The sequence below is a fragment of the Chelatococcus composti genome, from assembly GCF_014201415.1.
GTDB lineage: Bacteria > Pseudomonadota > Alphaproteobacteria > Rhizobiales > Beijerinckiaceae > Chelatococcus_A > Chelatococcus_A composti.
The window spans coordinates 410,817-424,485 of record NZ_JACHEH010000004.1; the positions used below are offsets into that span (position 1 = coordinate 410,817).

At 69.2% G+C, this 13,669-nt stretch carries 14 protein-coding genes; 1 reads left to right on the top strand and 13 read right to left on the bottom strand.

Features of this window, described 5'->3' with window-relative positions; all coding sequences use genetic code 11:
• Positions 1–9: 9 nt before the first annotated feature.
• The 8 genes from HNQ73_RS10750 to HNQ73_RS10785 form a co-directional block, all read right to left on the bottom strand.
• Positions 10–495 (bottom strand): F0F1 ATP synthase subunit B family protein, encoded by a 486-nt coding sequence (locus HNQ73_RS10750; RefSeq protein ID WP_183334836.1) that lies wholly within the window; start codon positions 493–495, stop codon positions 10–12.
• Between the two features lie 10 nt (positions 496–505).
• The gene (locus HNQ73_RS10755; protein WP_183334837.1) at positions 506–1,051 is read right to left on the bottom strand and encodes a F0F1 ATP synthase subunit B family protein; all 546 of its coding nucleotides are present in this window, start codon (positions 1,049–1,051) and stop codon (positions 506–508) included.
• Positions 1,052–1,124: 73 nt separating this feature from the next.
• Entirely contained in the window at positions 1,125–1,352 is a 228-nt protein-coding gene (locus tag HNQ73_RS10760) for a F0F1 ATP synthase subunit C (protein ID WP_183334838.1), read from the bottom strand.
• Positions 1,353–1,408: 56 nt separating this feature from the next.
• Positions 1,409–2,182 (bottom strand): F0F1 ATP synthase subunit A, encoded by a 774-nt coding sequence (locus HNQ73_RS10765; protein ID WP_183334839.1) that lies wholly within the window; start codon positions 2,180–2,182, stop codon positions 1,409–1,411.
• A gap of 61 nt (positions 2,183–2,243) precedes the next feature.
• Positions 2,244–2,618, bottom strand: coding sequence for an AtpZ/AtpI family protein (locus HNQ73_RS10770; protein WP_183334840.1), 375 nt, complete (start codon positions 2,616–2,618; stop codon positions 2,244–2,246).
• 187 nt (positions 2,619–2,805) lie between these two features.
• Positions 2,806–6,264, bottom strand: a complete 3,459-nt coding sequence (locus HNQ73_RS10775; protein ID WP_183334841.1) for a chromosome segregation SMC family protein — start codon at positions 6,262–6,264, stop codon at positions 2,806–2,808.
• A 63-nt stretch (positions 6,265–6,327) separates the two neighbouring features.
• Positions 6,328–6,975, bottom strand: coding sequence for a DsbA family protein (locus HNQ73_RS10780; protein ID WP_183334842.1), 648 nt, complete (start codon positions 6,973–6,975; stop codon positions 6,328–6,330).
• Positions 6,976–7,079: 104 nt separating this feature from the next.
• A complete protein-coding gene (locus HNQ73_RS10785; protein WP_183334843.1) occupies positions 7,080–7,574 on the bottom strand; it encodes a DUF721 domain-containing protein in 495 nt (164 codons plus the stop codon).
• Positions 7,575–7,626: 52 nt separating this feature from the next.
• Here HNQ73_RS10785 and mutY point away from each other — a divergent pair, with 52 nt between their 5' ends.
• On the top strand, positions 7,627–8,706 hold the full coding sequence (gene mutY / locus HNQ73_RS10790; protein WP_183334844.1) for an A/G-specific adenine glycosylase: 1,080 nt from the start codon (positions 7,627–7,629) through the stop codon (positions 8,704–8,706).
• Between the two features lie 33 nt (positions 8,707–8,739).
• On the opposite strand, the gene HNQ73_RS10795 is transcribed toward mutY, so the two are convergent.
• The 5 genes from HNQ73_RS10795 to HNQ73_RS10815 all read right to left on the bottom strand — a co-directional run bounded on the left by HNQ73_RS10795 (position 8,740) and on the right by HNQ73_RS10815 (position 13,665).
• Entirely contained in the window at positions 8,740–9,159 is a 420-nt protein-coding gene (locus HNQ73_RS10795; protein WP_183334845.1) for a VOC family protein, read from the bottom strand.
• 91 nt (positions 9,160–9,250) lie between these two features.
• Positions 9,251–10,645 (bottom strand): alanine/glycine:cation symporter family protein, encoded by a 1,395-nt coding sequence (locus HNQ73_RS10800; RefSeq protein ID WP_183334846.1) that lies wholly within the window; start codon positions 10,643–10,645, stop codon positions 9,251–9,253.
• A 178-nt stretch (positions 10,646–10,823) separates the two neighbouring features.
• On the bottom strand, positions 10,824–11,999 hold the full coding sequence (locus HNQ73_RS10805; protein WP_244650093.1) for a site-specific DNA-methyltransferase: 1,176 nt from the start codon (positions 11,997–11,999) through the stop codon (positions 10,824–10,826).
• A gap of 242 nt (positions 12,000–12,241) precedes the next feature.
• A complete protein-coding gene (rnhA, locus tag HNQ73_RS10810) occupies positions 12,242–12,703 on the bottom strand; it encodes a ribonuclease HI (RefSeq protein WP_183334847.1) in 462 nt (153 codons plus the stop codon).
• Positions 12,700–13,665 carry a homoserine kinase gene (locus HNQ73_RS10815; protein ID WP_183334848.1) on the bottom strand — a complete coding sequence of 322 codons (966 nt, stop codon included), beginning with the start codon at positions 13,663–13,665 and terminating at the stop codon, positions 12,700–12,702. The genes rnhA and HNQ73_RS10815 overlap by 4 nt, the downstream gene beginning before the upstream one ends.
• Between the last annotated feature and the right edge of the window lie 4 nt (positions 13,666–13,669).

Here is a 13,669-nt window from a genome sequence, read left to right on the forward strand (position 1 = left end):
TGGAGCAGCTCAGTTGAGCTTGCTCTTCACCTCGCCCAGCCCCTTGGCGAAGATGTCCTCGGCGAGCTTGCCCTTGACAGTGTCGCGCAGGATCTGTTCGGCAGCCTTGACGGCTGCCTCGGCGGCAGCGGCGCGAACCTCGGCCGCGGCCTGGGCTTCGGCCTGGGCGATCTTGGCCTCGGCCGCCGCCGTGCGGCGGGCGACGAACTCGGCGATGCGCTCGTGCGCCTCCTTGGCGACGCGCTCGGCCTCCTCGCGGGCATTCGTCACGATGGCCTCGGCTTCGGCTTCCGCCGCCTGACGCTTGGCCTCGTATTCCTTGAGGAGCGCTTCGGCCTCGCTGCGCAGGCGCGCGGCTTCCTCCAGCTCGGCCTTGATGCGCTGGGCGCGCTCGTCGAGCGCCTTGCCGGCGATCTTGTGGCCGCCGACGCGCAGCACGATGGCGAGGAAGATGACGAAAGCGACGGCGACCCAGAAGGTGGTGTTGTGAAGCATCAGACCGCCCTCACTGCGCCATTGCCTTGCCAACGGCCGCCGCCACCACGTCCGCCGCCGGCGCCTGACCCGTCAGGCGCTCGACGATGGCGGCCGCGGCATCGCTGGCGATGGCCTCGACATTGCCCATGGCCTTTTCCTTGCTCGCGGTGATGCGGGCCTCGGCGTCGGCGAGGTTGCGCGCCAGCTCCGCCTCGAGCGCGGCGCGCTTTTCCGCCGCCTCGGCCGCGAGCCTGTCACGCGTCTCCTGCGCCAGGGCATGGGCCCGGCCGCGTGCTTCCGCAAGCGCTTTCTCGTAGGCTTCGCCGGCCTCCTCGGCCCGCGCCTTGGATTCGGCGGCGATCCGGAGATCGCCGGCGATCCGCTCGCGGCGATCCTCCAGGATGCCGGAGAGCCGCGGCACGATCACCCGCGACATCAGCAGATAGAGGACGGCGAAGGTAATCGCCAGCCAGAGGAGCTGTGAGCCGAAGGTGTTGACGTCGAAAGGCGGGAAGTTTGCACCCTCGCCCTCGATGCCCGGCACGTCGACTTGCGCGGTGATCGGTTGAGCCATGGCAGTTCAGTCTCTCAGCGAAGGGCGCGCGAGGCGCCCTTCCAACCCGTTGATCGGCAGATCCTGTGCCGCGTTACGCGACGAAGAGCAGGACCAGCGCGACGACGAGCGCGAAGATGCCGAGACCTTCCGCAAGAGCGGCACCGATGAAGGTGCGGCCGAACTGCGCATCGGCAGCCGACGGGTTGCGCAGGGCGCCCGACAGGTAGTTGCCGAAAATGTTACCCACGCCCATGGCGGCAAGACCCATGCCAAGGCAGGCGAGGCCGGCGCCGATGTACTTCGCAGCAACGGGATCCATCACAAGGTCTCCTGAGGTTCGTATGAGGCTGGTTTCAAGACTACCGACGCGCCCTGTCAGTGCCCCGGATGCAACGCGTCGTGAAGGTAGATGCAGGTCAGGATCGTGAAGACGTAGGCCTGCAGGAAAGCGACGAGGAACTCGAAAGCCGTGAGCGCCACCGCCATCGCGAGCGGCAGAGCCGCCCCCGCAACGCCGAGGACGCCCGTCATGCCGCCGCTGGCGGCCAGCCCACCGAGGGCAACGATGAACCCGGCGAAGACCTTGAGCGCCACGTGGCCGGCCAGCATGTTCGCAAACAGGCGCAGCGACAGCGAGATGGGGCGCGACAGGAAGGAGATGAGCTCGATCACCACCATGAACGGCAGCAGCCAGCCGGGAACACCCGACGGCACGAAGAGCCCGAGGAAGTGGGTGCCGTGCTTGAGGAAGCCGTAGACGATCACCGTGCCGATGACCAGCATCGCCAGGGCGAAGGTGATGACGACGTGGCTGGTGACCGTGAAGAAGCCCGGGATCATGCCGAGCATGTTGCAGGTCAGCACGAACATGAAGAGCGAGAACACGAAGGGGAAGAACTTCATCCCCTTCTCGCCGGCCGATTGCCGGAGCGTGCCCGCGACGAACTCGTAGAGCATCTCGGCCGCCGCCTGGGCCCGGCCCGGCACCAGCGAGCGGCGGGCCGTCGCAGCCGACAGGCCGATCGTGATCAGCGCAACAGCGCCGACCATGAAGAGCGCCGAGTTGGTGAAAGCGATCTCCTGCCCGCCGATATGGCCGAGAGGGATGAGATTCTTGATCTCGAACTGCTCGATCGGGTTCGCAGCCATCGCTGACCTTCTGTCCCTGCGCGGATCGCCCGGCGGCGAATGCCGACGGGCCTTGGAAACGTCACTTCTGCCCGCTCTTCCCGCCCCACCCGGGAAGCGCACCGGAGGCGCGCGCCAGATTGAGCATGCCGGCGCAGAAGCCGAGCAGGAGGCAGACAACGAGACCCCACGGTGCCGTGCCGGCCAGTCGGTCGATGATCCAACCGAGCAGCCCGCCGGCGATCACGCCCGACACGAACTCCGCGGACAGCCGGAAGACCTGCCCGAGCGCGCTCTGGTTCGACATCGCCCCCGACGCAGGCTCCGCATCCTTCGGCTGATTGGCGGAAATCCGCCGGAGCCCTTCGTCCAGATGCCTGAGCCTTGCCGAAAGATCGGCCGTTCCACCGTCGGCCGGCTTTCCGGTGCCGTCCTTCCGCTCGTCGGGCTTCGCCACGCGATCCTCCCGTGCGGTTGAAAGTGCACCAAAAACCCGGCCTTGAAGCCGGGCGCACCATATTGTCGTGCCCCACCCCTGTCAAGAATGCGGCAGAAACTATCAACCAATTGAAATAAAAAGAAAATTCCGATTCGTACGGCAATGTGTCGCTACTCATGAACAATTGCCGCGCCCGTTTGCCGGGTCAAACGGCCTCGAGAATTTGCTCGGCGGCCGCAAGATCGACCGACACGAGCTGCGACACGCCGCGCTCGGCCATGGTCACGCCGAAGAGCCGGTTCATCCGCGCCATGGTGATGGGATTGTGGGTGATGACGAGGAAGCGTGTCTGCGTCTGGCGCACCATGTCCTGCAGAAGGTCGCAGTAACGCTCCACATTGGCGTCATCGAGCGGCGCATCCACCTCGTCGAGCACGCAGATGGGCGAGGGATTGGTGAGGAACACGGCGAAGATGAGCGCCGTCGCCGTCAGCGCCTGCTCGCCGCCGGAAAGCAGGGTCATCACCTGCGGCTTCTTGCCCGGCGGGCGGGCGAAGATCTCGAGCCCCGCCTCCAGCGGGTCGTCGGAATCGACCAGCGACAGCTCGGCCGAGCCGCCGCCGAAGAGCGTGGTGAACAGGCGCTGGAAATGGCCGTTGACCACGTCGAAGGCGGCGAGCAGACGCTCGCGCCCTTCCTTGTTGAGGCTGGCGATGGCCTGCCGCAGGCGTCGGATCGCCTCCGACAGGTCGTCGCGCTCCTGGACGAGCGCATCGCGCTTGCCCTCCGCCTCCTCCAGCTCGATGTCGGCGCGCAGGTTGACGGCGCCGAGGCGCTCCCGGTCGGCCTTGAGCTGGGCGATGCGCGCCTCGACGTCCGGCGCCGCCGGCAAGGCGGCATCGGCCACGACACCGGCCAGCTCGTGCAGCGCCGCGGGGGTCGAATCGAGCGTATCGCCAATCTGGCGCACGACATCGGCGAGGCGTGCCCGGGCCGCCTCGAGCCGCGCCTCGGTGCCGGCCCGCGCCTCGCGCACCGCCGACAGCCGCTCCAGCGCCGCCCTCGCCGCCTTGTCGGCCTCGGCGAGCCGGGTCTCCCCCTCCGCCAGCCGGTCGCTCGCCTCGCGCCGCTGTTCCTCTGCCGCCTCGATCTGCTCCGCGAGCGCGCGGCGGCGCTGCTCGAAGTCCTGCGGCGCCTCCTCGAGCGCCGCCTGCTCGATCACGGTCTCCTCAATCCGCTGCTGGATCTCCGCAATGGCGTTGAGCGCGCGCGTGCGCCGCTCCTTCCACGCCCGGATCTCGGCGGCGATCGCCTCCCGCCGACGGGCTCTCAGCTCAGCCTCGCGCTGCAGGGTCTGGGCCGCGGCCCGGGCCTGGGCGGCCGCGCTGCGCCGCTCGGCGACCCGGGTGCGCGCCTCAAGGACCTCCTTCTCGAGGGCCGACACATCGTTGCCATGCGCGAGAGCCTCACGCGCCTCCTCCATTCGGCGCTGCGCCTCCTCCTCGTCGGCGACGATGCGGGCCAGCGCCTCGTCGAGGGCGGAGCGGCGGGTCGCGACCTGCGCCGCCCGGCGCTCGGCGGCGATGAGCCGCTCGCGCGCTCCGTCAAGCGCACGCCGCGCCGCGCGCGCGGCCTCGAGCGCATCGGCCTCGCGCTGCGACGCCTCGCGAATCGCCGCCTGGGCACGCTCCAGCCCCGTGCGGTGAGCCTCCGCCTCCTCGCGCGCGGCGGCGGCGGCTGCCACGAGGTCGTTGAGCCTGTTGCGTTCGGCAAGGCGCCGGGCCGCCGCTGTCGGAGCGCCGGCCTCGGCCACGAGCCCGTCCCAGCGCCACACGGCGCCCTCGGGCGAGACCAGCGTCTGGCCCGGCTTAAGCGCCCGGCTGAGGCGCGCGCCATCTTCTGCCGCCACGACGCCAACCTGCGCGAGGCGGCGCGAGAGTTCGGGCACGCCACGCACATGCGCCGCAAGAGGCCGCGCTCCGGCGGGCAGCGCCGGATCGTCTGCAGCAGCGGGCAGGTTCGTCCAGCGGGCCGGCGCGGCCGGGTCGGTCGACAGATCAAGATCGTCGCCGAGCGCCGCCCCGAGCGCCGCCTCGAAACCCTTGTCGACGACGAGGGCGTCAACCACAGGGGCGAACGTGCCTTCTGCCGGGGCGGCGAAGAGCTTGGCGAGCGTCGCCGCCTCCGCCTCCAGCCGGTCGGCATGGCGCGCAGCCTCGCTCGCCGGGCCCCGCAGGCGGGCCTCGGCCTCGCGAGCGGCCGCCAGGGCCTCGCGCGCCTCGGCAGCGGCGATCTCGCTCTCTTCGAGCCGGTCCTCGGCGATCGCCACCTCCTCGGCAAGACGGGCGAGAAGCTCGGGCGCGGCGCCCTCGGCATCGAGCGCGGCGCGCTCGGCCTCGATGCGCCGGCGCTCCGTGGCCAGACGCTCGGCCCGGGCAGCCTCCTCGCGCGCGGCCCGTTCCAGGCCGGCTCGGTGGGCGTTGAGGTCGGACACCTGCTGCTGCAGGGCGGCGAGCGCCGCCTCGGCCTCGACGAGATCGCTCTCGAGATCGACGAGCGCGGCTTGCGCCTCCTCCACCAGGGCCGCCCCGTCCTCGCTTTCGGCGGCAAGAGCCGCATCCTCCTCTCCGAGGCGCTCGGCGGAGGCGGCGGCGTCGGCGGCGAGCGCCGTCTCGCGGGCGAGGTCACGATCGAGTTCGGCCTTGCGGCGCGCCAGTTCGGCCGTGCGCTCCCTCGCGCGCCGCTCCTCGTTGTCAAGCTCGGTGCGGGCGTTGACGAGACGCTGCAGCGCAGCTGCCGCCGCGGCGGCAGCCTCGCGCAGCTTCGGCATCTCGTGGGCGGCGATGGCCTGCAGCCGCGCGGTCTCGGCCTGCTCGCGTGTCGCCTCGGCCACGTCGCGCACCTGGGCTTCCAGCTCCCGCTCGGCAGCGGCGGCCTGGTCGCGCGCCTCGCGGTAGGCGATGAGCGCCAGCATCGCCTCCAGCTTGCGGATCTCGGCGGAAAGCGCGCGGTAGCGCTGGGCCTGCCGGCCCTGGCGGCGCAGGCCCTCGATCTGCCCGCCGATCTCGCCAAGCACGTCCTCGAGCCGCTGCAGGTTGTCCTCCGCAGCGCGCAGGCGCAGCTCGGCCTCATGGCGGCGGGTGTGCAGGCCGGCGATGCCGGCCGCGTCCTCGAGAATGCGGCGGCGCGCCTGTGGCTTGGCCGCGATCAGCTCGCCGATCTGGCCCTGGCGCACCATGGCGGGCGAGCGGGCCCCGGTCGCCGCGTCGGCAAACAGCAGCTGCACGTCGCGGGCCCGCACCTCGCGCCCGTTGATGCGATAGGTGGAGCCCGTCTCGCGCACGATCTTGCGCGAGACCTCGAGCGTGTCCGAATCGTTGAAGGCGGCCGGCGCGGTGCGGTCGCTGTTGTCGATGGTGAGGATGACCTCTGCGCTGTTGCGCGCAGGGCGGTTGCCGGAGCCGGCGAAGATGACGTCGTCCATGCCCGAGGCACGCATGGACTTGTGCGAACTCTCGCCCATCACCCAGCGCAGGGCCTCAACGAGGTTCGACTTGCCGCAGCCGTTGGGACCGACGACACCCGTCAGCCCCGGCTCGATGAGGAAATCGGCCGGCTCGACGAAGGACTTGAAGCCCACGATCCGGAGGCGCGTGAGCTTCATGGGCCAGCCCCCCGTGAGCCGCAGGCGCCCACGGCGCGCGGGCGCATAGCCGGCGCGCTCCGATCAGCCACCGACGAGAGGCGTGAGGATCTTCTCGAGTTCCTCAACAGTCAGCGCCCCCGACTGTTTCTGGCCATTGATGAAGAAGGTCGGCGTGGCGTTGACGCCGAAGGTCTCCACCCCGCGGTTCTTCACCGCGTTGACGGCATCATAGACCTTCTGGTCCTTCAAGCAGGCCTCGAAACTTTCCTGTGTGAAACCCGCCTGCTTCATGAGCTGCAGCAGCGCGTCGAGCGGCTTGTCGGAGAAGGCCCACACCTGCTGCTTGTCGAACAGCATGTCCGTGACGGGATAGTATTTCTCCTTGCCGGCGCAGCGGGCCAGCATGAACCCGGCCGTGGCCAGCGGGTCGAGCGGGAACTCTCTCAGGATGAAGCGCACCTTGCCGGTGTCGATGTACTTCTCCTTCAGCGTCGGGAAGGTCCGGGCGTGGAAGGTCGCGCAGTGCGAGCAGGTGACCGATGCATATTCGATGATGGTCACCGGCGCGTCCGCCTTGCCGAGCACAACGTCGCCGAGCGGCCCCTCGACGGCCAGCTCGCTCGCGCTGAAGGACTGGGCCTGAGCCGGCAGAGCGGCAAGCCCGCCGAGGACGGCGAGGGCGGCGCCAGCCGCCAGGTTCACGATCGCACGACGCCTGGTCGTCGTCATCTCGTCAGTCTCCCGAATACTTGCCGGCAATGCTGCCCGGCTGAAGGTCGCGTCACCATAAGGACGGCGCCGAATGTGGCAAGAGATACGTCACCGCCGTCCTTTCACGCCTTCGTGTCCCGCCCCTGCGACAGGACGGCGCAACCGAGCCGCTCAAGCGCGGCGCGCAGCTTCTCGTCCTCCACGTCCTGCAGCTGGCGGGCCACGCCCTGCCTCGTCGCCTCGTCCACGGGTGGAGCGGGGCGGGGCGGCGCGGGGCGCGCGATGGGGCCCTGACGCATCACGAGACGACCGACGCAGCGCCAGCCGAAATGGGCGTTGACCCGCTCGATGACGACGGGGGCCATGTGCTGCAGCTCGAGGGCGAAGCTCGACACCACGCGCACCACGAGCGTCGCCGGCTCGGGCAGCTCGTCGGGCGCCATGTGCCGGCGGCGGCGCGGCCATTCGAGGCGCATCGGCTCGGTGAAGCGGGCGAGTCGCTCGCCGACGATCTCCGGCCAGGAGAGGATGATGTCCGAGGAGGCGAAGCCCTGGGCGGCCAGCGCGGGCGCGATGCAGCTTTCGACCAGGTCGGACAGGTGCTTGGGAGACGCCATGCAGAGCGATGCCGGTGCTTGCGCGGCCGGGACGGCCGGTTATGAGAGGGCTATGGTATCCGCCCTCATCGCGCCGTCCAAGACCGACAGCACCGCAAGCGCCGCGGCCCTCCTCGCGTGGTATGACCGTCACAGGCGCACCCTGCCCTGGCGGGCTGCCCCCGGCGAGACGCCGGATCCCTACAGGGTCTGGCTGTCGGAGATCATCCTGCAGCAGACGACGGTGGCGGCGGTGAGGCCCTACTATGAGCGCTTCCTCGCCCGCTTCCCGACCGTCGAGGCGCTGGCGCAGGCGCCCCAGGAGGCGGTGATGCAGGCCTGGGCCGGCCTCGGCTACTATTCACGCGCCCGCAACCTGCACGCCTGCGCCAGGATGGTCGTCGCCCTGCACGGCGGACGCTTTCCCGCCGACGAGAAGGCGCTGCTCGCCCTGCCCGGCATCGGCGCCTATACGGCCGGGGCCATCGCCGCCATCGCCTTCAACAAGGTCGCCGTGGCGGTGGACGGCAATGTCGAGCGCGTGATCACGCGCCTCCACGCCGTCGAGGAGCCCCTGCCCGGCGCCAAGCCGCTCGTCCGGGAGCTGGCGCTGGCGATGGTGCCGCAGGACCGACCGGGCGACTTCGCGCAGGCGCTGATGGATCTCGGCGCCACCATCTGCACGCCGAAGAAGCCGGCCTGCGTGCTGTGCCCCCTCTCCTCCCCGTGCCGCGCCCGCGCCGAGGGGACGGCGGAGACCTTCCCGCGCAAGGAGGCGAAGACCGCCGGACGTCTGCGCCGAGGCGCCGCCTTCGTCGCGCTGCGCACCGACGGCCACGTCCTCCTGCGCACACGCCCGCCGAAGGGGCTCCTCGGCGGCATGGCCGAGGTGCCGGTGAGCGAGTGGCGGCACGACTATGAGATCCGCGAGGCGCTGCGGGATGCGCCGCTGCCAGGGGTCTGGCGCCGCAAGCCGGGCATGGTGCGCCACGTCTTCACGCATTTCCCGCTGGAGCTCGCCGTCTTTACCGCGAGCTTTGCCGTCGACACCGAGGCGCCGGCGGGCGGGCGCTGGGTGCCCCGGCACAGCCTCGCCGGCGAGGCGCTGCCCAACGTCATGCGCAAGGTGCTCGAGAAGGCGCTGGAGAGCTGAGCGCCGACGCCGCGCCGGCGGGCCGGCTTCGCCTCAATCCGTGTCCGTCCGGGGCGCGTAGGTACCGAAGCTCCACAGGTTTCCCTCGAGGTCGCGGACCGTGTACTCCCGCGAGCCGTAGGGCTGGTCCTTGATGTCGAGGACGATCTCGGCACCGGCCGCCCTGGCGCGCGCATAGTGGGCATCGGCGTCGTCGACGACGACATAGATGCCCTGGTTCACGGCACCGAGCTCGGTCGGCGAGCGCATGCCGAGCGCGTCGTCCTTCATCTCGCCTAGCATGATGAAACCGCCGCCGTAGGACAGCTCGGCATGAGCGACCTTGCCGACCTCGTCCTCATAGACGGCATGGCGCTCGAAGCCGAAGGCCTCGCACAGCCAACCGATGGCCGTGTGTGCATCCCGATAGCGCAGGAAGGGAATGATACGCACCTTGTCCTGCCGTTCCGCCATCACTGCCTCCTCAAGAGCTGTCCGACACTGCCTCCTCAAGAGCTGTCCGAGGCGCGATGCTAGCGCAGCACAGTGGCGAAGCCGTGACCCGTCAGCCGCGCGCGGGCCAGGCCCCGCGGTCGATGTCGAGATCCGAGAAGCGCCCGGAATCGAAGACCGGGTTGTCGATGCCCTCGGCGATCTGCCGGTCGTAGTCCCGCATGATGCGCAGGCCCGTGCGGAAGAGCAGCGTGACGGCGAGCAGGTTGACCACCGCGAGGAGGCCCATCGTGATGTCGGCGAAGGCGAAGACGGTGCTGAGGTCCTGCACCGAACCCCAGAAGACGAGGACCATCACCGCGATGCGGAAGATGCTGAAGGCCACCCGGTTGTTGCCGGCGAAGAAGTCGATGCTCGTCTCGCCGAGATAGTAGTTGTAGATGATGGAGGTGAAGACGAAGAGCATCAGGGCGATGCTCACGTAGATCCGCCCCCATTCGCCGACATAGCCCGCCATCGCCTGTTGGGTGAGCGCGACGCCGGCCTGTTCCGCGCCGGGCACGAAGGTCGGCGACAGGAGGATGATAAAGGCGGTGCAGCTGCAGATGATGATGGTGTCGATGAAGACGCTGAACGCCTGCACGATCCCCTGAGAGGCCGGGTGCGGAACATGGGCGACGGCAGCCACGTTGGGCGCGCTACCGAGCCCCGCCTCGTTGGAGAAGAGGCCACGCTTGACGCCGAGGAGGATGGCCGCGCCCATACCCCCGCCGATGGCCGGCTCGAGGCCGAAGGCGCTTTTGAAGATGAGCGCGAGGACGCCCGGCACCTCGGGCAGGCGGGTCACGACCACGAAGAGCGTGAGCAGGATGTAGCCGCAGGCCATCACCGGCACGAGCACGTCGGCCGCCTGGGCAATGCGCGAGATGCCGCCGAAGATGATGATGCCCAGCACTGCCACCAGGGCGATCCCCGTCCAGTACGTGGGAATGCCGAACGCATCGTTGAGGGACGTGGCCACCGTGTAGGACTGGACGGCATTGAAGCCGAAGCCGAAGGTGACGAGCAGCAGCACCGAGAAGACCATCGCCAGCCAGCGCTGCCGCAGGCCGCGGGCGATGTAGAAGGCCGGCCCGCCGCGATAGCTGCCGTCAGGCTCCGGCTGCTTGTAGAGCTGGGCCAGCGTACACTCGAAATAGCTCGTCGCCATGCCGACGAGCGCGACGACCCACATCCAGAAGACGGCGCCGGGGCCGCCGAGCGCGATGGCCACTGCAACGCCCGCGATGTTGCCGGCGCCCACGCGCCCCGCAACGCTCAGCATCAGGGCCTGGAAGGAGCTGATCTGGCCCGGTTGCCGGCGCACCGCCTCGCCGAACACGCCGAACATGCGCCCGAAATAGCGGAACTGCACGAAGCGTGAGCGGACGGTGAAGACGAGGCCGAGGGCGACCAGGCCGACGACGAGGATCTTGCCCCACAGCAGGTCATCGAGAAACGCGAGCATGCCATTCTCCCCTGTGGTGCGGCCGCAACTGCCGCCCCACTGTCAGGCAACCGGGCCACCTTTGTCGAACCTCTTCTTCTTGTCGGCGGCCGAACGATCAGGTTGGGGAGTGCGCGGCACGCAGGAGAAAGTCAACGCGCTCGCAGCACCGGACGACTTGCAATTCCGGCACGGCACCTCAGGCGGCTTCGGCCATGGCCGCCCTGAGCACGCTACGGAACGTGTCGATGACGACGAGTTCGCCGTTCTGTTCGACGTGCCAGAAAGTCCAGCCGTTGCAGGACGGCAGCCCCTGGACGAGGGCACCAATCTTGTGGATGGAGCCGACAGCGGGCGGCACGCTCAGCGTGCCGTCGGCGCGTACCGTCGCCTGCCAGCGGCGCCGCGCATCCGTCAGCACCGAGCCGGGGGCGATGAGGCCGGCCTCGATGGCAGCGATGAAGGGAATGCGCGGTTCGGTGCGCTTGGCCGGAGCCGCCGCGACGGCAGCCGGATCGATGGGCCTGGCAGCAGCGATGCGGGCCTCGGCGGCGGCCACATAGGCCGGGTCGCGCTCGATGCCGATGAAATGGCGGCCGAGCTTCTTGGCAACGGCGCCCGTCGTGCCCGAGCCGAAGAATGGATCAAGCACGAGGTCGCCCGGATTGGTGGCGGCCAGCAGCACCCGGGCGAGCAGCGCCTCGGGCTTCTGGGTGGGGTGCAGCTTGCGGCCCTCGGCGTCCTTCAGGCGCTCCTCGCCGGTGCACAGCGGGATGAACCAGTCGGAGCGCATCTGCGTGTCTTCGTTGCCGGCCTTCAGCGCCTCGTAATGGAAGGTGTAGTTCTTCGCCTCTGGTCCGCGCGCGGCCCAGATCAGCGTCTCGTGCGCGTTGGTGAAGCGACGGCCGCGGAAGTTCGGCATCGGGTTGGCCTTGCGCCACACGATGTCGTTGAGGATCCAGTAACCGATATCCTGCAGCGCCGTTCCGACGCGGAAGATGTTGTGATAGGAGCCGATGACGAAGAGCGTCGCGTTCTTCTTCATCACGCGCCGGCACTCGGCGAGCCAGGCACGGGTGAAGGCATCGTATTCGGCAAAGCTCGAGAACTTGTCCCAGTCGTCGTCGACGGCGTCGACGAGGCTGTTGTCCGGGCGCGTCAGCGCCCCCTCGAGCTGGAGATTGTAGGGCGGATCGGCGAAGACGAGATCGACGCTTTCATCCGGCAGGCTGCGCAGCCCGGCGATGCAATCGTCGAGGATGATGCGGTCGACGGGGATGGCCCTGTTCACCCGACCCGCCGGCGCGGGCGCCCCGGTACGCGAGACCTTGATCCGGGGCGCGGCGCCGACGGCACCGGTACGCGAAATACCCATGTCGTCTTTACCGGTTACGCTACTGACGAACCGGATCATGCCGACGATCGGTAAAGGCGAGGTTGAACGTGGTTAATGGCGTAATGTGCCGTTTTGGGGCTGCAATATTTGCCTAACCGAAAGACCGGTCGCAGCCGGCAGGAACGCGCAATTCACTGTTTCCGAAGTGCCGCCCCGGTCCCGCCGCAGATGACGGGGCGTGAGCAGGCCGGGCAGCCGGTGCGCGGGCAGCGAATCACCGGCTATGAGCGAACAGACCCCTTTTCCTTGAAGGGCGCCATGCCGGCGCGTGCGAGGGCGTCGACGCGCTCGTTCTCGGCATGGCCGGCGTGGCCACGCACCCAGTGCCAGGTCACGTCATGGCGCTGGCGGGCCTCGTCGAGGCGGCGCCAGAGGTCTTCGTTCTTCACCGGCTTCTTGTCGGCAGTCTTCCAGCCGCGGGCCTTCCAGCCCTGCATCCATTCGGTGATGCCCTGGCGCACATACTGCGAATCGGTGAAGAGGTCGACCGCGCAAGGGCGCTTCAGGGCTTCCAGCGCCATGATGGCCGCCATCAGCTCCATGCGGTTGTTGGTGGTTTCGGGCTCGCCGCCGGAGAGCTCCTTCTCCTTGCCCTGGTAGATGAGGAGCGCACCCCAGCCGCCGGGGCCCGGATTGCCCGAGCAGGCACCGTCCGTATAGATCGTCACGCGATCCGCGCTCATCGGGCGAGGCCATACTCGACCGCGCTCACCACGCGCCGGTGGAAGGCGAGCTTGCGGTCGTACTCGAGCGGATCCTTCGGCTTCACCAGCGCGCCGGGTGGCACGTTGAGCCAGTCGACGAGGCGCGTCAGCATGAAGCGCATGGCTGCGCCGCGACACAAGACGGGCAGCGCCGCGACCTCGGCGTCCTCAAGACGGCGCACGCGCTCGTAGGCGGCGAGCATCGCCTGCCCCTTCGTCAGGTTGAACGACCCGTCCGCCTCGAAGCACCAGGCGTTGAGGCAGATGGCGAGGTCGTAGGCGAATGCGTCCGTGCAGGCGAAGTAGAAGTCGATGAGGCCGGAAAGCCGGCCGGAAATGAAGAAGACGTTGTCCGGGAAGAGATCGGCGTGAATCACGCCCTCCGGCAGGCCCTTCGGCCAGGTGCGCTCCAGCTCGTCGAGGGCCGCGAGCGCGCGCGCGGCAAGGCCGGGCGAGACCGTGTCGGCCCGCCCGTCCGCCTGCATGAACAGGGGCCGCCAGGAGGCGAGCGACAGCGCATTTTCCCGCCGCATGGCAAAGTCGGCCCCCGCCAGATGCAGGCGCGCCAGTGCCTCGCCGACACCGGCGCAGTGGCCGGCGGACGGCCGCCTAACCCACATGCCGTCGAGGAATGTGACAATGGCGGCCGGGCGGCCGGCGAGGCGGCCGAGCGCCTCGCCCTCCCGGTTCAGCACCGGCTGCGGACAGTTGATGCCCCGCTGGGCCAGGTGGCGCATGAGGCCGATGAAGAAGGGCAGATCCTCCTCCCTCACCCGCTTCTCGTAGAGGGTGAGGATGTAGAAGCCGCGCTCTGTATGGAGCAGGAAGTTGGAATTCTCGACGCCTTCGGCGATGCCCTTGACGGCCAGGACGGAGCCAATGTCGTAGCGGGCGACGAAGGCGGCGAGTTCCTCCTCGGCAACCTCGGTGTAGACTGCCACGGTC